Annotated in this window: 15 protein-coding genes, 1 tRNA gene and 1 pseudogene; 3 read left to right on the forward strand and 14 right to left on the reverse strand. The window is 59.3% G+C overall.

The window, feature by feature from the left end:
• Positions 1-173: 173 nt before the first annotated feature.
• From ACZ495_RS00090 to ACZ495_RS00115, 6 genes and pseudogenes are all read right to left on the reverse strand, one after another.
• Positions 174-998 (reverse strand): annotated as a pseudogene (locus ACZ495_RS00090) (hemolysin family protein); the annotation flags it as partial.
• A 329-nt stretch (positions 999-1,327) separates the two neighbouring features.
• On the reverse strand, positions 1,328-2,260 hold the full coding sequence (locus ACZ495_RS00095; RefSeq protein WP_012625555.1) for a PilZ domain-containing protein: 933 nt from the start codon (positions 2,258-2,260) through the stop codon (positions 1,328-1,330).
• 121 nt (positions 2,261-2,381) lie between these two features.
• Positions 2,382-4,364 carry a tRNA uridine-5-carboxymethylaminomethyl(34) synthesis enzyme MnmG gene (gene mnmG, locus ACZ495_RS00100; protein WP_394027148.1) on the reverse strand — a complete coding sequence of 661 codons (1,983 nt, stop codon included), beginning with the start codon at positions 4,362-4,364 and terminating at the stop codon, positions 2,382-2,384.
• Positions 4,357-5,598: a M20 family metallo-hydrolase gene (locus ACZ495_RS00105; RefSeq protein ID WP_464262442.1), complete on the reverse strand. Its 1,242-nt coding sequence runs from the start codon at positions 5,596-5,598 to the stop codon at positions 4,357-4,359. Before ACZ495_RS00105 ends, mnmG begins: the two co-directional genes overlap by 8 nt.
• A 607-nt stretch (positions 5,599-6,205) precedes the next feature.
• Positions 6,206-6,469, reverse strand: a complete 264-nt coding sequence (locus ACZ495_RS00110) for a PxxKW family cysteine-rich protein (protein WP_012625552.1) — start codon at positions 6,467-6,469, stop codon at positions 6,206-6,208.
• Between the two features lie 199 nt (positions 6,470-6,668).
• The gene (locus ACZ495_RS00115; protein ID WP_012625551.1) at positions 6,669-7,991 is read right to left on the reverse strand and encodes an amidohydrolase family protein; all 1,323 of its coding nucleotides are present in this window, start codon (positions 7,989-7,991) and stop codon (positions 6,669-6,671) included.
• A gap of 357 nt (positions 7,992-8,348) precedes the next feature.
• Here ACZ495_RS00115 and yajC point away from each other — a divergent pair, with 357 nt between their 5' ends.
• The 3 genes from yajC to secF all read left to right on the forward strand — a co-directional run bounded on the left by yajC (position 8,349) and on the right by secF (position 11,611).
• Positions 8,349-8,684 carry a preprotein translocase subunit YajC gene (gene yajC / locus ACZ495_RS00120; RefSeq protein ID WP_012625550.1) on the forward strand — a complete coding sequence of 112 codons (336 nt, stop codon included), beginning with the start codon at positions 8,349-8,351 and terminating at the stop codon, positions 8,682-8,684.
• 225 nt (positions 8,685-8,909) lie between these two features.
• Entirely contained in the window at positions 8,910-10,490 is a 1,581-nt protein-coding gene (gene secD / locus ACZ495_RS00125) for a protein translocase subunit SecD (RefSeq protein ID WP_012625549.1), read from the forward strand.
• Positions 10,491-10,507: 17 nt separating this feature from the next.
• Entirely contained in the window at positions 10,508-11,611 is a 1,104-nt protein-coding gene (gene secF / locus ACZ495_RS00130) for a protein translocase subunit SecF (protein ID WP_012625548.1), read from the forward strand.
• Positions 11,612-11,826: 215 nt separating this feature from the next.
• Here secF and ACZ495_RS00135 read toward each other — a convergent pair whose 3' ends face one another.
• The 8 genes from ACZ495_RS00135 to ACZ495_RS00170 all read right to left on the reverse strand — a co-directional run bounded on the left by ACZ495_RS00135 (position 11,827) and on the right by ACZ495_RS00170 (position 17,500).
• Positions 11,827-12,093 carry an RNA recognition motif domain-containing protein gene (locus ACZ495_RS00135; RefSeq protein ID WP_012625547.1) on the reverse strand — a complete coding sequence of 89 codons (267 nt, stop codon included), beginning with the start codon at positions 12,091-12,093 and terminating at the stop codon, positions 11,827-11,829.
• A gap of 675 nt (positions 12,094-12,768) precedes the next feature.
• Positions 12,769-13,614, reverse strand: coding sequence for an arsenite methyltransferase (gene arsM / locus ACZ495_RS00140; RefSeq protein WP_012625546.1), 846 nt, complete (start codon positions 13,612-13,614; stop codon positions 12,769-12,771).
• Between the two features lie 103 nt (positions 13,615-13,717).
• Entirely contained in the window at positions 13,718-14,074 is a 357-nt protein-coding gene (locus ACZ495_RS00145; RefSeq protein ID WP_012625545.1) for an ArsR/SmtB family transcription factor, read from the reverse strand.
• A gap of 105 nt (positions 14,075-14,179) precedes the next feature.
• Positions 14,180-14,722 (reverse strand): phosphatase PAP2 family protein, encoded by a 543-nt coding sequence (locus ACZ495_RS00150; protein WP_072311477.1) that lies wholly within the window; start codon positions 14,720-14,722, stop codon positions 14,180-14,182.
• 301 nt (positions 14,723-15,023) lie between these two features.
• Positions 15,024-15,099: transfer RNA gene (locus ACZ495_RS00155), tRNA-Ile, on the reverse strand.
• Positions 15,100-15,226: 127 nt separating this feature from the next.
• Positions 15,227-16,390, reverse strand: a complete 1,164-nt coding sequence (locus ACZ495_RS00160; protein WP_012625543.1) for a SufB/SufD family protein — start codon at positions 16,388-16,390, stop codon at positions 15,227-15,229.
• The gene (locus ACZ495_RS00165) at positions 16,387-17,181 is read right to left on the reverse strand and encodes an ABC transporter ATP-binding protein (RefSeq protein WP_012625542.1); all 795 of its coding nucleotides are present in this window, start codon (positions 17,179-17,181) and stop codon (positions 16,387-16,389) included. The genes ACZ495_RS00160 and ACZ495_RS00165 overlap by 4 nt, the downstream gene beginning before the upstream one ends.
• Positions 17,174-17,500, reverse strand: coding sequence for a hypothetical protein (locus ACZ495_RS00170; RefSeq protein ID WP_394027150.1), 327 nt, complete (start codon positions 17,498-17,500; stop codon positions 17,174-17,176). The genes ACZ495_RS00165 and ACZ495_RS00170 overlap by 8 nt, the downstream gene beginning before the upstream one ends.
• Positions 17,501-17,504 lie beyond the last annotated feature (4 nt).

The following is a 17,504-nucleotide window of genomic DNA, read 5'->3' on the forward strand; positions in this document are numbered from 1 at the left end:
GCATCGTCCAGGGGGGCGGCAGCGCCAAGGCTGCCCGGCAGTGTTTCGTAGCGCGGGGCCACGGCAGGATCGTCAGATGCCTCATCCTGCGCGGCGTCCTGTGCCGTCTCTGGCCCGGCGCCCTGTTCTCCATCCTGCTGTGCGGTATCCTGTCCGGCAGTCTGCCGGCTGGCAGCGCTGTCGGCCGGTTCCATCCGCAGACGCAGAATCAGTTTCCGGTCGGCCTCAAGCACGGTAAACGTCCAGCCGCGCAAGGTGAAGCTTTCGCCGGGGGCGGGTACATGCCCTGCCTCCATGCTGAGGTAGCCGCCGATGGTGTCTACCTCGTCCGAATCGAGGTCTACGCCCATATCTTCAAGGTCTTCAAGCAGCGCGCGGCCGGTGAGCTCGTAAATATTGTCGCCCACGGGGCGTATGTCTTCTTCACGCGGGGTATCGTGTTCGTCTTCAATGTCGCCCACGATTTCTTCCAGCACGTCCTCAATGGTGATGAGACCCGAGGTTCCGCCGTACTCGTCCAGAGCAATGGCAATGTGCTGCTTGCGCGCGCGGAATTCCTGAAGCAGAGTACGGATGGATTTTGTTTCGGGCACAAAGAACGGCTCGCGGATGAGGCCAGCCAGTGATGACACGTTGCCCTCGCCGTCAAGCATGCTGCGCAGCAGGTCCTTGGCATGCAGGATGCCCACGATATTGTCACGGGTTTCCTTGTAGACGGGAATGCGGGAGTGCCCGGAGCGGACAATGATGGCCGCCACCTCCGCCATGGGCATGTCATGAGGCACGCAGTCGATATCGGTGCGCGGAATCATGGTGTCCTGCACCTGGAGGTCGTTGAACCGCAAGATGCCGAGCAGCATGGATTCCTCATCGGGCTCCACCTCGCCTTCGGCGCGCGCTTCAAGAATGGCTTTTTCCAGAGATTCCTGATCATCGTGCCCGAACAGCCTGCTCAGGCGCGACCAGATGGTACTATGACCTTCCGAACCACCGTCCAATGTAGTCTCCTTGGTTGGGAATGGGACCGGGCCGCACTATGCGCCCCGTGGGCCATGTTCGCCGCGCGGCATGCCGCGCCTGCGGATGCTTCTGGCGGTTTTGCCGCGGCTTTGCCCAATGGCGGCAAATTTTGTCCCCGGTGCGGCCGTGCTTTGCGGCCTGCACTCGGTTGTAGTTCTTTTGCTCAACGGCGGCTTCAGCAGGGCGTTTATGTGGTCTGCTGTAGCCATAACACCGCAACTGCGCAAGATTTGTGCGCCGTTCACGATGATGCCGTACTTTACGGCCCGAAAAAACTCTTCAGGGGCCGCCGCTTCGGAACCGGCCGTTAAAGCAGTTTGCGCTGCTCCATGTCCATATACATGACCCACTGGGTTATGGGCGACACACCGCGCGCTTGCGGGCTGTGGAACCAGTGGATGTCGGACTTGCCCTGTTCAAGTACGGCCCAGTTGGTAAATTCGGTGCCAAGCACAAGGGCCGGACTGGGGCCTTCATGCACACGGGCGTGGAGCACATTGCAGGTGCACCAGAAAGTAACGATTTTTTCTTCCTTGCCCATGCCGTAAATTATAAGACAAAGTAACTGCGAACCTTTGTCCAGGTCAACCGGCTTGACATCCAGATCTTCCATGGGAAAACGCAGGGCCATGCCTGTGGCCGAGATGTTTTCCACCTGCACCGACTCTTTTTCCATGCCGCGCCGGTAGTGCAGAAGCGGGCGGTTTATTTCGGCCGTATTGCGGGGCATGGCCTTGTTGGGGTCCAGCTCCCACACGCCGATAACGCGTATTTTTTCTTTGGGTGGTTTGATGCGGATGAAAAGGCGTTTTTGCCCGGCATCAAGATCTTCGGGAGAAGCCAGGTGCAGCCGGGATTTTTCCCGTCCAGCTTCTACTGACACGATGGTGGAGCGAAATTTGTAAAAGCTCGCGCCTTCGGGCAGGGTGGCCCGAAAATAGATTTCCACGGGCATGCCCGCCAGTTCCTGCGAGATAAAGCCCAGAACCTCCATGCCAAGAACCGTGGGAGAGATGCTTTGCAGCAGGGCGGCAAGGCCTTTGTGGGTGGATGCCTTGTCCAGCACGTTGATATCGAAGATTTCGTTCTGTTCCTGCGCCGTTTCAAGCAGTTTTCGGATGATGGCCTTGCGCCGGGCCTCTTGCCGCTGCCGCTGTACACGCGCCTGAACGACGACGAAGATCGTGCAGAAAATGATCAGCACCACGGCGAAGACCAGGAGAAGTTGTTTGCCTGTCATAGACTCACCGAATACGTTCCGCTGTGCCGTGAGGAGCCTTGCGGCCCTTCCGGTCCGGCCGGAGGAAGAATAATTTTTGGCCCGGGGCCTGCCGTGTGCCTGCTGTGCCGCCTTGCCGACATCAGAGCAGGCCCAGTTTGTGCAAGTGTATTTCCAGGCAGCCCACTGCCGCCGGGGTGACCCCTGAAATGCGCCCGGCCTGGCCAAGGCTCAGGGGTCTGACACGGTCGAGCTTTTCCGTCACCTCACGGGACAACCCTGCTACTGTGGCATAATCCAAATCCGGGGGCAAGGCTGTGGACTCAAGCTTTGCCGCGCGCGCAACCAGTTCGCGTTGACGGCTCAGATATCCCGCATACTTGATCTCTGTCTGCACGCTTTCACACACGCCAGCTCCGGCCAGCGCCATCTCATGCTCAAGAAATTCCGCGGCGGCGGCCGTGTCTTCACAGGCACAGGAGCGCAGAAGTGCCGCAAGGCCGTGCAGGTCCAGTTCGGGCCTGCGCAGGGCCTCGGCCAGGGTGCGCCCAACGGGCAGGTCGGCGGTCTTGCTTGTAGCGGACATGCCCGTTGTTACGGTGCCTTTATCTTGCCCAGAGTCCGTTGCAGGTCCATCCGCGAGAGAGCCGCGCCCTGGGGCAGGGATGCGTTTTTGCTCGAGGCCCGAACGCAGGCGGTTTGCGGCATCCTGCTTGCGGCAGAATGCATCCCAATGGGCATCGTTTACCAGGCCCAGCTGCCGCCCGTGGGGCGTCAGGCGTGTATCGGCATTGTCTTCGCGCAGCAGCAGGCGGTGTTCGGCGCGCGAGGTAAACATGCGGTAAGGCTCCTGAGTGCCAGAAGTTACCAGATCGTCCACCAGAACAGCCATGTAGGCCTCGTCGCGTCCCAGCAGAAAGGGCGGCATTTCACGCAGCCTGCACGAAATGTTCAGCGCCGCCCACAGGCCCTGGGCCGCAGCCTCTTCGTAGCCGGAAGTGCCGTTGATCTGCCCCGCCAGCCACAGGCCGGGAACGGCCTTGCTTTCAAGGGTGGGCATAAGCTGCACGGGATCGGAAAAATCGTATTCGATGGCGTAGCCCGGGCGCAGCATGACGGCGTTTTCCAGGCCGGGAACAGCGTGGATCATGCCGATCTGCACATCCAGCGGCAGGCTGGTGGAGATGCCGTTGGCATAAACTTCGGCGCTGTCCAGGCCTTCAGGTTCAAGGAATATCTGATGCCGTTCCCTGTCGGGAAAGCGGGCGATCTTGTCTTCAATGGAGGGGCAGTAACGCGCGCCCGTTCCCTTGATAACGCCCGTGAACATGGGCGAGCGGTCAAAGCCGCTGCGGATGATCTCGTGGGCCTGCTCATTGGTCCAGGTCACATGGCAGGGAACCTGAGGCAAGACCGGGCCTGGGCCGTGAAAACTGAATGCCGGTGCCGGATCATCACCTTTTTGCTCTTCCAGCACGGCATAATTGATGGATGATTTCAACAGCCGCGGGGTAGTGCCTGTTTTGAGGCGGCCCAGTTCAAAGCCCAGAGTGCGCAGACTGTCGGAAAGACCCAGTGCGGGCGCATCGCCAAGGCGGCCGCCGGGGATGCTGGTCAGCCCCATATGGATGCGGCCGTCAAGGAATGTTCCCGTGGTCAGCAGCACATGGCGGGCGGAAAACTCAAGCCCCTGTGCCGTGCGCACACCTGTGGCGCGGCTGTCGCCCGCGGTGATCTCGATGACAGAATCCTGCCAGATGCGCAGCCCGGGCGTGGAATAGAGCGTCTGCTGCACCACTCGCTGATAGACAAGGCGGTCCATCTGCGCGCGGGTAGCCCGCACGGCCGGTCCTTTGCTCATGTTCAGCATGCGAAACTGTATGCCCGCGGCATCGGCCCACAGGCCCATCATGCCGCCCAGGGCGTCGATTTCGCGCGCCATGTGCCCCTTGGCAAGGCCGCCGATGGCGGGATTGCAGGAAAGGTAGCCCAGGCGGTCAAGGTTGCCGCTGATGAGCAGCACGCTGTGTCCCATGCGGGCAAGGGCCACGGCGGCTTCGCAGCCGGCATGGCCGCCTCCGGCCACGATGCAGTCAAATGTGCTTGCGTTGTATGAATCAGACATGGGCGGAATTCATGAGTATGTGGGTGAACACCTGGGCATCTTTAATGGCTGCGGTGATGGAGGAGCGCTCGTTGGGCTGATGGCAGGTGTTTTCAACACAGCTCCATACGGCGGCGGCAAGGCCGCGCTGCCGCAGTTGCGCCGCCACGGTAGCCCCGCCAATGCCCACGACCCTGCCTTCAACCCCATATACTTCGGCCACAGCGGTCTTGAGGGCCGTTATGATCGGGCTGTCTTCAGCCAGGCCCGAAGCGGCCTGCTGTTGTACAACGCTGATTTCTATGCGCACACCGTGGCGTTCTGCCACCACGTCTGCCAGCGCGCGCGTCCTGTCCAGCACCGCCTGCGGGTCCACCTGCGGCAAAAGGCGGCAGTCCACATAGAAAACGTCATCGCCCGGCACGGTGTTGATGTTGGGCACATTGGCATCGTGCTTGCCGGGTACAAAGGTGGAAGCGGGAGGATTGAAAAGCGGGTCGGCAGCATCAAAAGCCGCGTTCAGGCCGTGATGGCAGGCGAGAGCCATGTCCGCCCCGGCCAGAAAGGCGTTGCGGCCCTTGTGAGGAGTTGAGGCATGGCATTGCACGCCAATGGTGCGGACCTTGAGCCAGAGCTGTCCTTTTTCTGCCACCTCGATGACGTCGCCCTGCCGCGAACCGGCGTCAGGTACGATATACAGGTCGTCTTGGCTGAAAAGTCCGGACTTGGCAGTGAGGACGTGCTCCAGCCCGTACGTGCTGCCTGTTTCTTCATCGGCCATAAAGACAAGGCCAAGACTCAGTTCCGGCGTAATGTGGCGCTGTTGCAGTTCTTCGGCCAGCAGCAGCATGCTTGTTATGGCCTGCTGGTTGTCCTCCACGCCGCGGCCGTAAAGCATGTCGCCCTCGCGCCGTACCTGCCACGGGTCGGACTGCCAGGCAGAAAGATCGCCGGGGGGGACAACGTCCATGTGGCCGAAAAGCCAGAGCGTACGTTTTGTCCTGCCCGGGATGCGGGCAACAAGATTGGGCCGCACACCTGAGGAAACACGGCTGTCAGGGGCGTCCACATGCACAAGGTCCTTTATGCCGCAGGCCTTGAGCCATGCGGCGATAATGGCGGCCTTGGCCTGCTCGCCGTCACCGCCGTTATCCGGTCCCAGAGCCGGGCAGGCCGTAAGCGCGCTTTGCAGCGTCACCACGCGGTCCTCGCGCCCGGCAAGGCCGTGTAAAAGGGCGTCCATATCCTTATGCATCTTTTTCCTCTTGCCCAGTTTCGCACTGAATCCGTGCAGCCGCAATGTTTTTCATGCCGTCGTCGCCGCAGGGCGGGCAACATCTGCTGCGGCCACTTTTTTATCTGCCCCGTAAGGATTCCGTAGAGAACGCCCGTGATGCTGTGCCTGCAATAGTTGTGCGGGCTTCGCCCGTTGCGGCATGGGCAGGTGCCACAGGCCGTGCGGTGGCGCAGAAATGAAAAACCAAGAGGCTGCTTGCGCAGCCCCTTGGGGGGAAGCATGGCCCGGATGTGGCCGCCGCACGGCTAAAGAAACGGAAAAACGGCCTGTGCCGTGCGGATTGGTTCGCAGCGGAACAAAAGCCGAAAATCCGACGTCTTTCACATCCAGCCAGAGCAGTGCAACTTTGCGAATCTGTATTCCCGAAGTCCGCCTCGGCGGCCACTGTGGCGTTTAGCCGTGCAGTCTGGCCGCGCATAGCCTCGGTGATCAGTCTGCCCGCACGTCGCCAGAGCAATTTCAAAGTAAAAACTGCTCTGTACAGGGATACGAAAAAATCCGCACCTGTTTCGCAGCAAGAGCCTGTGTAAAGCTCCTGCGGAGCATTCGCCCGATTGTGCGTGCTCTAGCGGCCCTTGGCGGCGCGCTTGGACGCCTTGAGGGGGTTGACCTTGGAGCCGGAAGCGGACTGGGCTTTCACATGAGTGGCGAAATTGCAGCGGCCGCCGACCCATTTTTTGGCAGGGACAGGGTAGCTGGAGCAGAACTGCTCGTCTTCAAATTCGCGCACGCGTTCACAGCCGGCACACTGCTCCACCACCGGGGCAAGAACAAAGCCGTTGAGTACCACACCTTCGTCGGTCTTGGTGGCGTTTTCCAGAGCGGTCATAGCAAATCCTCCATGCGCCGAAGCGCCGTATTGCGAAATAGCGGCGGCACTGGGCCGCCGGTTCGGAATGGAGAAATATAGCCGAACGCAAGCCGCTGTCAAGAGGCGAGAGGCGAGAATTTCCTGGCAGCGGCGGCCAGGGCGGATATGCCCCATGCCCCGGGCCGGAAATGCGGCCCTGCCGCCCCGCGTGGGCGGGTCAGGCCAAACCGGCCTGACGGCGTACAAAGTCACGTATGGAGGTCATTTCGCGGCACAGGGCGTCATAGTCGAAACGGGTAAATTTTCCATCCTCATAAACAATTTCTCCGGCAATCATCGTCATACGGTTTTCCATGCCGGTGGCAGCGTAAACAAGGTGTGAAACGGCATTGTACAGGGGTTGCATATTGGGGGCCGCAAGGTCCAGGGCCACGCAGTCCGCCGCCTTGCCCACGGCCAGGCTGCCCAGGCGGTTGTCGTGCATGGCGGCCGCTCCGCCAAGAGTGGCCATGTCCAGCACGGTCTGGGCCGGCAGAAGGGTAGGATCCATGCCGGTGAGCTTGTGCAGCAGGGCGGCACGACCCATTTCGGTAAACATGTTAAGCCGGTTGTTGCTGGCGGCTCCGTCTGTTCCCAAGGCGACGGGCATGCCCCGCTCAAGCATGGCGGGTACGGGGGATGCGCCGGAGGCAAGCTTCATGTTTGAGGAAATATTATGGACCGCCACCGCGCCCCTTTGGGCCAGGAAGTCCAGTTCGTCCGGGGTGACGTCCACCACATGGGCCAGCGTGCAGGGGCCATCCAGCAGCTCAAGGCTGCGGCAGCAGGCCACGGGCCTTTTACCGTGCGCATGCAGGCATATCTGTGTTTCTTCGGCTGTTTCGGCCAGATGCATGTGAAGCGGCAGGGCCAGCTCGCGGGCAAGGTCGCGGCAGGCGGCGAGTATTTCTGGCGTCGTGGTGTAAACGCTGTGCGGGTTGACGGCTATGCTCAGTCTGGGATGCCCCGCGTATTTTTGTGCCAGGGCGCGGGTTTCCTCGAGGGCCGCCTCCGGGCCGGGAAAGGCGGCGGAAGGAAAGGCAAAAACCACCTCGCCCCCCAGGCAGCGCAGCCCGGCTTGATCCGCAGCAGCCATGGCCTCTTTTTCAAAAATGTACATATCCACGCAGGCTGTTGTGCCGGTGCGCAGCATCTCCGCATAGCCCATAAGGCTGCCAAGGCGCACGATTTCGGGCGTGAGCTTTTGCTCCACCGGAAAGATGCGCTTGTTGAGCCAGTCCATAAGGGGCATGTCATCGGCCAGGCCGCGCAAAAAGGTCATGGCCGAATGCGTATGGGCATTGACAAGGCCCGGCAGCAACAGGCATCGGCCGAAATCGGCTTCGTGGCGAGGCTGCCAGCAGGTGATCATTTCATGACGCGGGCCGAGATCGGCCACGATGCCGTCTGTAACGGCCATGCTGGCGTTTTCAAGAATGCGGCGTTCTTTGTCCTGAGTGACAATGAGGGCGGCGTGAACAAGTGTCTGGCAGGGGCGCATGGCAACTCCTGTGCGGCGTTTGCGAAAAAATATTCTGTAGCCCCGTCAGCTACGGGATGCAAGTTCCTGTGTGGCATGCATCCTTATCCCGTGCGTGACATGTGCCGAAGCGGCGCTGCACATGCGCTTCCGGCTTTGCCCGACGTGCGCCAGGACGCTGCGGAAAAAAACATCTTGCGGCTGTGGGGCGTTTTACCGCGCCGGACGCGGCGGAAAAGCTTGCAAGATTGAACGCCAGCGTATATAGAAATTCGCTGGTATTGTGCGCAAACCGGCACAAGGACGGCTTTGGGGGCCGCCCCCGGTGTGCGTGAAGTTCACTGGCATATGACTCAGCCACACCTTTGGAGGTGCGTTTTGTTTGAATCCGTAGCCTACGCCATGGGTACGCCCCAGGCTGGCGGCGCCCCCGCCGGCGGCGCCGACATGCTGATGCAGTTCCTTCCCCTCATCGTGATGTTCGTCATCTTCTGGTTTCTGCTTATCCGTCCGCAGCAGAAGAGGGCCAAAGCTCACAAGCTCATGCTTTCCGAACTGAAGCGGGGCGACCACGTTCTCACATCGAGCGGGCTTATCGGGCGCATTCTTGAAATTGACGACGAGCAGGTGCTGCTTGAATGCGGCGAAGCCAAGCTGCGCGTTACGCGCGGCGCCATTGGCGGCCTGGTGCCCGGCAAGGGCGACAGCAAGTAGCAGCCCAGGTTTTTTGGCATGTCCGGCCCGTGAGCCGGCCTGCCGGATCTGATTTTTATCGGGAAGCGGCATCGGCCCTTCTCTTCTGACTGAACGCGGTCTCCGCGTTCCGCGTATCATTTCGCCGCCGTGGGCGTCCGCCCTGCCCACGGCCTGCAAGGCTCCGGGCGTGCAGTGCCCATCTGGGCATGCTGTGCTTTAAATCTGTTGTCTGGAAGGTGAACGATGGGTCTGCGCTGGCGCCTGATCTTGGCTTCGTTGGTATTTCTTGTTTCTCTTGTGTACGCGCTGCCGAGCGTGCCCGTTATCGGGCCTGCCCTGGAGCGCGTTTTGCCGTCCAGCAAGATCAATCTCGGTCTTGACCTCAAGGGGGGCATACACCTGACTTTGGGCGTGGACGTGGCCAAGGCCGTGAGCAATTCCCTGGCTCTGGCCGGGCAGGATCTGCGCCGTATGGCCCAGGATGAAAAGATCATTGTGCTGCGCCCCCGCGTTGTGGGCGGCACAACCCTTGAATTCATTCTGCCCCGCGCTGAAAACGAGAGCAAGCTGCGCGAGATTCTGGCCCGTCATTTCCCCCAGTTGAGCGTGGCCCAGCCCCTGGCGGGCGAAGGCGGCCAGTTGCGCTATGTGGCCCACTTCACCCCGGCCGAAGTGAAAAGACTTGAAGACATGGCCCTTGACCAGGCACTGCGCACTATCCGTAACCGTATTGACCAGTTCGGTGTGGCCGAACCCGACATACGCAAGCAGGCCGGCAACCGCATTCAGGTGCAGCTGCCCGGCATTTCCGATCCGCGCCGCGCTGTGCAGATTATCGGCCAGACGGCCCATCTGGAATTTCATCTGGTCCGGGAGGATGTGGACCCCGGCAAGGCTGTGCTGCCTCCCGGGGTTGTCGTTCTGCCCATGCTTGAGAAAAATCCCGGGCAGCAGGCGGCCGAAGGCCGTATTGCGGTTGAAAAGGACGCCATGCTCACCGGCGAAGATGTGGCTGATGCCCGTCCTGCCTTTGACAACATGAACCAGTCGTATGTGACCATGAGCTTCAACGCCCGCGGAGCGCGTATTTTTGAGCGCGTCACCGGTGAAAGCGTGGGGCGGCGCATGGCCATTGTGCTGGACGGCAAGGTGTATTCCGCCCCTGTTATCCGTGAGCGCATCGGCGGCGGTAAGGCCAGCATCTCGGGTAACTTCACCACCGCCGAGGCCCAGGACCTGGCTATTGTGCTGCGGGCCGGCTCGCTGCCTGCGCCTGTTTCGGTGCTTGAAGAACGCAGCGTTGGCCCCTCCCTTGGGCAGGAAGCCATTGACAGCGGCATCAGTGCGGCCCTGGTGGGCGCAGCCGCCGTGGTCATTTTTATTGGTTTCTATTACGGCGTCAGCGGCCTTATTGCCGACCTCATGCTGTGTTTCACCATGCTTATCGTCATGGCCGGCATGGGCGCGTTCGGCGCGACCCTGACCCTGCCGGGCATTGCGGGCATAGTGCTGACCATCGGCATGGCGGTGGACGCCAACGTGCTCATCTACGAACGAATACGCGAAGAGCTGCGGCTGGGGCTAACACCGCTGGCGGCAGTGCGCGCGGGTTTTGACCGGGCCATGGTTTCCATTACGGACGCCAACCTGACCTCCATTATTGTCACGGTCATTCTGTACCAGTTCGGCACAGGCCCCATCAGAGGCTTTGCGGTAACCCTGGGGCTGGGCATTGTTGCCTCCATGTTTACGGCCATCTTCGTTTCGCGGGCCATTTTTGAAGAATGGGCGCGCCATTGCGGTCCCAAGGGCCTGAGCATATAGCGCGCCGGGAGGCTGTCATGAGTTTTACCTTTGTCAAGCACGACACCAATATCGATTTCATTGGCAAGCGCTACTGGGTGTACGGCATTTCCGTAGCCCTTATTCTTATAGGCATAGCTTCGGCCATCTGGGGCAACGGCCTCAAGATGGGCATCGACTTTGCGGGCGGTGTTATCGTCCAGGTACAGTTTCAGGAGCCCGTCGCCGACGAAGCCCTGAAAAAGAGTCTGGATATTCCGGCGCTGCCCGGCATCAGCACCCAGCGCTTCGGTGAGGGCGGGCGGGATTACCTGCTGCGCTTCAGCAGTGCGGAAAACGCCGATGCAACGCAGTTACGCACCTCGGTTGTGGACGCGCTGGCGGCGACCTTTCCCGGCAATGCCGCCGAAATTGTGCGCCTTGAAATTGTCGGCCCCAAGGTGGGCGCAGACCTGACAAACAAGGCCCTGAGCGCTCTTTATTACGCCATTCTGCTCATTGCGGTCTATATTTCCGGCCGCTTCGAGCAGCGTTGGATGGCAGGCGTGATCATGGCCGGAGCCTTGTGGGGCGGCATCTATCTGGCGGGGCTTACCGGACTCAGCATGGGGTGGCTTGTGATGCTGGCCCTGAGCATAACCGTGCTCGTCTGCTTTGTGTTGCGGCTGAACTTTGCCCTGGGGGCAGTGGTGGGGCTGATACATGACGTGGCCATCACCGTAGGACTACTGTCTTTGCTGGATGTGGAAATTGACCTTAACGTCATGGCGGCCCTGATGACCCTGGTGGGCTTTTCGCTCAACGACACCATCATCATCTACGACCGCCTGCGTGAAAACCTGCGCGCCACGCCAGAACTGGACATGGCCCATCTTATCAACAAGAGTGTCAACCAGACGCTTTCACGTACCATCCTGACCAGTGGCACGACCTTCCTGTCTACCCTTGCGCTTTACCTGCTTGGTGGTGGCGTCATTCATGACTTTGCGCTGACCATGCTCATTGGTGTGGTGGTGGGCACGGCTTCGTCCATTTACGTGTCTTCCGCCATGTTGCTGGCCCTGGGCGATACGGATTTTTACGTAAGCCTGGTGCAGAAGAAAGACAAATTCGAACGGCCGGGAGAGCACGGCGTGGTATAGCCGCCGCATACATGTCTTGAATACTCAGGCCCCCGTAGCATTGATGCGGGGGCCTTTTTGCATAACATCTTTCACCGCTGGGAGGAAAATGGCGGAGTTTTGTGAAGCCTGAAAACGCCCAGCGGGGATTAACGCTGAAGAGGGTATGCAATAAAAAAGGCCGCAATTGCTTGCGGCCTTTTACTGTCAGGCAGACGTCCTGCCCTGCTGCCGGACTACCAGCGGCGGGGAGCGGGACGGCGTTCTTCGGCCTTGTTGACGCGAAGAGCGCGGCCGCCAAAGTCCATGCCGTTGAGGGCGGAAATGGCGTTCTGGGCTTCATCGTCTTCCATTTCCACAAAGCCGAAGCCGCGGGCGCGGCCGGTTTCGCGGTCAGAGATCAGTTTGACCGAAATAGGATCACCGTGAGCGGAAAAGAGATCGCGCACAGCGTCTTCGGTGGCGGACCAGGGCAGATTGCCGACATAGATGGAAGTAGCCATTTAGAGACTCCGTATTGTGTTCTGGGTGCAGACTTTCCGCTTGAAGCCTTACACCCGTGTAAAGTCTCTGGCAAAAAAAATACTGGACCCAATAAGTGGACAGACTCTACGAAGGGTATTGGAGCATGTCAAGTGAAACACGCAGTAAAACGGGCGAAAGCACAAGGATAATGCCTTTTGATAGCAAAAAAACGGCACAGGCTGCGTTATTGCACACGCGTGTCCGGCTGTTGCACGGCAGGCAGGTGCTCGCCATAGCCCCCCTGGTACGGGTATGATGGCCGATAGTACAGCCTGCGATGGCAATAGCATAGTGTGTAACTATGAAAAATGGTTACAGGCAAAGAGCGGCCTGCGGCGTACCCGCACCTTCGCGGCAGCGGCCATTTTTTTTGGGGGGGGATAACGCCGTTGCGCAGGGAAAGGCCGTGACAGGGAAAGTGAAAAACATGCGGCCCCCAGCGCGAATACACTGGCGGCCGCACCGGCCGAGGCTGCCCGGACAGGACAGGTCAGGCTCTATTGATGCACAACTGCCGCCTGGTTGGCGGGAGTCTGAACACTGGAGTAGTTCACACTTGAAATGCTCTACAAGGATTTGGAGATAAATCCTTGTAGCCAAATGATTGTAGGGGGCTTTGCCGACCGTTAAGCAATCATTTGAAGCGTTGATTGCTAGGGTTTGACGGCTTCAATGGAGAGACTCACCACATAGTCCGTCAAATCTTCTCCCTTGGGGAGGTTGGTGGCTATTTCGGCGTAGAGGGGGTCGTTCCAGTCCTGCATGCTTTGCACATAACTTGGTTTGGGCGTCAGTGTGACCCCGGAAAAGCCGGTTTTTTCAAGCAGGGCAGCGCTTGTATCTATCAGGACAGCCCCGGCAACGCAGCCAACCAGCGCGGCTGCCATGTCGCGGATATTGTCGGGCAACGGCTTGAGCAACGCCAGATCAGAAACGGCCACCTTGCCGCCCGGCTTCAGTACGCGAAAAATTTCGTGCCATACCTGCGCCTTGTCCGGCGAAAGATTGATGACACAGTTGGATAAAACCACATCCACGCTGTTGTCCGCCACCGGCAGGTGCTCGATTTCTCCCAGCCGGAATTCCACGTTGTCCAGCCCGGTGAGCTCCCGGTACGACTCGATGTTTTTTCGGGCTTTGGCGAGCATCTCGGGGGTCATATCCACACCGATGACACGGCCGGAGGCCTTTACGCGCTCCCCAGCCTGAAAAACGTCAAAGCCGCCGCCGCTGCCCAGATCAAGAACAGTTTGTCCTTCCAGCAGGGCTGCCAGGGCTACAGGATTACCGCACGAAAGTCCCATATTGGCCCCCTCGGGGAGGCGGGCAAGGGTTTTTGCGTCATAGCCGAGTGATTCTGCCAGTCTGGCGGGATCAGCCTGACCGCTCCGGCGGTTGGAGCAGCAGGAGCGCTGCGCCCCGGAGGCAATGGCTGCGTAGCCGGAGCGCACGGTTTCTGTAATGGTCTGCCTGTCTGTTTCTTTGCCTGCAGATTTCATGATGCATCCTTAATGTTTTGACTATTCAACTAATGTTGCCTTGTTGGTGTAAGGTATACCCATAAACGGGCAATGTTGTCATCACACATCTGTTGTGAATATTCTAGTCGTTCCAGCCTGGAAGAACAGCAGGCGAAACAGCGCTTTGCGCCCGGTAGCGGCGGCATTGTTCCGGCTGGTTCGCGCAGCACTCTGAAGTCAGGTAGGCGATCGTATCGAGCATTAGGGGAATATTGGCCCGGTACCGCAGAAAGCGTCCCTCTTTTTCCACGCTGATCAGGCCGGAGTGCAGCAGACCTTTGAGGTGAAAGGAAAGATTGGTTCCCGGCACTTGCAGTGTTTTTGCAATTTCTCCGGCCACAAGCCCGTCGGGTGCTGACTTTACGAGAAGTCTGAACAGGTCCAGACGAACTTCTGACGACAGGGCTTCAAAAATGCTGCTGGCTTGTACTGTTTCCATGAATTGATATTTCAACTTATATTGAATTGTGTCAACAGTTTTCTATATGCGCTGCTTTTTTTAGCCATTAGTACATGTTGTGAGACTGCTTTTCCGACGGACATTTCAGCGAAACCGTTTCTCTGACCGGTATGATCGCCGGGGCCGCACAATCATGCCCGCCACGACGGCAGCCACGAACGCCGTTACAAACGCGCCTGCCATATCCAGGGGGTAGTGTACGCCTGCAAAAATTCTTGCCCAGGCGGTCATGAGGCCCAGCAGGATGATTGCCAGAGAAAAAAGGCGTGTACCCTGCAGAAAGAGCAGCGGCAGGGCCAGAGAGAACACAAAGGTGGCATGAAAACTGGGAAAAGAAGATGTGGGCGCGTGGTCAATAAGCATGCGTCCAAGGCCCATAACAAAGGGCCGGGGATTGTAATGAAACTTGCGGATGCAGTACGCCGTGCCCATAGCCAGCGCCATTGTCAGTATCAGGCGGCCTGCAAGCACGCCGCGCGGTTTTTGCGTGAGCAGGGCTATGAGCGCGAGAGCAACGGCAATGCCTATGGGCCATTCCGCCAGGATGCGCGCGGCCCATATGCCGAAAGGCGATGCCGCGTCACCGGCATTGAGGGCCAGAAAAAGCTGATGATTTAACGATTCCATAGGTGTTGTGTATGCTTGTTGCGGGTTGGAGCCGGAGAGCGGGCGCCCTGAACAATGCCGCCCGGCCCGACAGGGGGATATGGATGCCCCCACGGAGCAGGCCATTTGCCGGGGCTGGAGCGCCTGACCTGTGGGGCGGCCTCGTGGCTGCGCGAAAAGGCGAGGGGCGTTGGCGGTATTTCCGGCGGAAAGCGCATCCGGTTCTTGGCGGCAGGCACTGTGCACGTGCTGCAATACCGCGGGGATTCTTGAAAGGCAAAGCCCGTCAAGGGATTAGCTTGACGGGCTTTACTGATCTTCTTGGTGGGCCCACCAGGATTCGAACCTGGGACAGGCCGGTTATGAGCCGGAGGCTCTACCAACTGAGCTATAGGCCCCAAGGAGGAGGACTATAGCCGCAAGTTGTTTGGCGGTCAAGCCGGAGATGCCCGTACAGGCATTTTCGGCCGCTGTTTTTGCGTGACGGCACATGCGGGCAGGCAATCTGTTTGCGCCGCAGTGGTCTTACATGGCGTTGCCGGTTTCCAGCAGCGCGATCTGTTCATCCATGGCCTTTTGCAACTGGTCGGGCAGGCCCATAATGTCCACATTGAGAAAGCCGCGCACAATGGTGGATGCGGCTTCATCTTCATCAAGACCGCGCGCCATGAGGTACTCTATTTCTTCCTGGGCTATTTTGCCCACGGCGGCCTCGTGCGACAGTTCCACACCGTCCTGGTTGCTGTCCAGCTCGGGGATGGCGTGTATGCGCCCGCCGCCAAGGATAAGGCCCTTGCATTCCAGATGTCCCCTGGCGGGGGCGGCGGATGCGCCTATGAAACCACGGTTGATTATGGTTCCACCTGTGGTGAGGGTACGCGAAACTATTTCGCCGCGTGTGTCGGGCGCATTGAGTTCAATGCGGTTGCCGCAGTCCACATGGGAGCCTTCGGGCGTGACAATAACGGAATTGAAGCGCGCAACAGCACCACTGCCCTGAAGCTTCATGGTCGGATACATCTGCAGGTCGGCCACGGGCTTGAGCAGGATGTAGTTGTTCTGAAACTCTCCTCCGGCTTCCACAATGCCTGCGGAGCGGGGGCGGACCGTGGTGCTCGTTCCCCAGTTATGGATCATTGTGAAGGTGAGCTTGCCGCCTTTTTCCACATAATATTCGGTGATGCCCAGGTGGGCCGTATCGTTGGCATCGTGGGCCGTGGCGCAGCCGCCCAGAATATGCAGCTCGGCTCCTTCTTCCACCACCACGATGTTGTGGATGCTCTGTCCCGCACCGTGTCCTTTGATGAACATGCATGACTGCACAGGCTGGGTGATTTTGGCTCCCTTGCGGGCGCGCACAAAGTAGCCGCCGTTGCAATGCTCGCGCGTGAGGCGGGTAAACTCGTCTTTTTCCGGATCAAGCAGCTTCCAGTAATACTGGGGCAGGCCGTCAAATTTTTTCAGGGCCTCGCGGATGTCCATAAGGTCAAGGCCTTCATGGCTTGCATGGCAGTGAACCCCCGCATGGTTGAGCTGCATGAATGCGCCGCTCACCGCGTGATCGTTCACGTCAATGCCCGCGTGTACAAGGCGTTCCTTGTCCGCGGCGGGCAGGCTGGCGAGGTTTTCTATGGGGGCGGCACCTTCGTTGCCGTTGAAGCTGTACCGGGAGAGATTGACTGTGCTCATTTGAGGGGGGCCTCCGCAATTTTGCCAAACATGTCGCCGGCCAGGCAGCGCAGGCATTCCTGATAGCCGTGATTGGCGATATGGTCGAGAATTTCGCGCGGCCCGGCCTCGCAGCAGAGTTTGCCGTTATACATGACCTGCCCCCGGTGGGCATTGACATATTCAAGAATATGCCCCGTATGGGTGATGATCAGGCCGCTGGTGGAGCGCGCTTTTTCGCGTTGCCGCAGGGTGGCGCAACATCGGTCGGGCAGGCCGTCCAGCAGGCTGCGCACGGTTTTTCCCACAAGCGCCATATTTTCGAGGTCCACGCCGGATTCCGGTTCGTCAAAAAGCAGAAGGTCGGGCTGCTGGGCCATGAGCTGCAGCAGTTCTGAGCGCTTTATCTCGCCGCCGGAAAAGCCTGCGTTGACGTCGCGGTTCAAAAACTGGTCAAAGTGTACCTTGCGGGCCATGTCTTCCACGTCCATCGGTCGCCCGCGCCCGCACAGTTCCACCAGCTTGCCCGTGGGTAGGCCGTGAATGGTGGGCGGCCGCTGAAAAGACATGCCTATGCCAAGGCGCGCCCGCTCATACATGGGCGCATGGGTGATATCGTTGCCTTTGAAGATGATCTGCCCCTGGGTGACGGTATATCCCGAAACGCCCATGAGGGTCATGAGCAGGGTTGTTTTGCCGGAACCGTTGGGGCCGAAGAGTATGAATGTTTCGCCGGGCTTGACGTGCAGGTCAATACCTTTAAGTACGGGAGTACCCTTGACCTCCACATGCAGGTTACGGATTTCAAGCATTATTGTCTCCGGTTTCACCAAGATATTCCATCACATCGTAATGTACATGGTCCAGAATATGGGTCAGCCTGGAGACGCACTCGTCCCCCACGGCCCTGCCCAGAAGGTCAACGATAAAGGCCGCTCTTTTGGCATTGACCAGGGCGTCATATCCCTGGTCCGCGCTGTAGGGTATGGCGTTGATGCTTTCGCTGAAGTTTTGCAGCATTTCCGGGGCAAGGTTCTTGATGGGCTGGGCTTCGTCATCGATATAGGCGACGCCATCGCGCAGTTCAAGCATGACCGGTTTGCCGTGCATGTAGGCGATGCACACTTTCATGGTA

Source organism: Desulfovibrio sp. GTC20076, from assembly GCF_055385905.1.

Excerpts from the sequence above, each read along its gene's own strand:
- ACZ495_RS00115 (WP_012625551.1), bottom strand. The coding sequence starts at position 7,991 with ATGCGCCCCTGCCAGACACTTGTTCACGCCGCCCTCATTGTCACTCAG.
- ACZ495_RS00165 (WP_012625542.1), bottom strand. The coding sequence starts at position 17,181 with ATGCTTGAAATCCGTAACCTGCATGTGGAGGTCAAGGGTACTCCCGTA.
- ACZ495_RS00145 (WP_012625545.1), bottom strand. The coding sequence starts at position 14,074 with ATGGAAACAGTACAAGCCAGCAGCATTTTTGAAGCCCTGTCGTCAGAA.
- secD (WP_012625549.1), top strand. The coding sequence starts at position 8,910 with ATGGGTCTGCGCTGGCGCCTGATCTTGGCTTCGTTGGTATTTCTTGTT.
- mnmG (WP_394027148.1), bottom strand. The coding sequence starts at position 4,364 with ATGTCTGATTCATACAACGCAAGCACATTTGACTGCATCGTGGCCGGA.
- ACZ495_RS00110 (WP_012625552.1), bottom strand. The coding sequence starts at position 6,469 with ATGACCGCTCTGGAAAACGCCACCAAGACCGACGAAGGTGTGGTACTC.
- ACZ495_RS00160 (WP_012625543.1), bottom strand. The coding sequence starts at position 16,390 with ATGAGCACAGTCAATCTCTCCCGGTACAGCTTCAACGGCAACGAAGGT.
- ACZ495_RS00105 (WP_464262442.1), bottom strand. The coding sequence starts at position 5,598 with ATGCATAAGGATATGGACGCCCTTTTACACGGCCTTGCCGGGCGCGAG.
- ACZ495_RS00170 (WP_394027150.1), bottom strand. The coding sequence starts at position 17,500 with ATGAAAGTGTGCATCGCCTACATGCACGGCAAACCGGTCATGCTTGAA.
- ACZ495_RS00095 (WP_012625555.1), bottom strand. The coding sequence starts at position 2,260 with ATGACAGGCAAACAACTTCTCCTGGTCTTCGCCGTGGTGCTGATCATT.
- ACZ495_RS00135 (WP_012625547.1), bottom strand. The coding sequence starts at position 12,093 with ATGGCTACTTCCATCTATGTCGGCAATCTGCCCTGGTCCGCCACCGAA.
- ACZ495_RS00150 (WP_072311477.1), bottom strand. The coding sequence starts at position 14,722 with ATGGAATCGTTAAATCATCAGCTTTTTCTGGCCCTCAATGCCGGTGAC.
- secF (WP_012625548.1), top strand. The coding sequence starts at position 10,508 with ATGAGTTTTACCTTTGTCAAGCACGACACCAATATCGATTTCATTGGC.
- arsM (WP_012625546.1), bottom strand. The coding sequence starts at position 13,614 with ATGAAATCTGCAGGCAAAGAAACAGACAGGCAGACCATTACAGAAACC.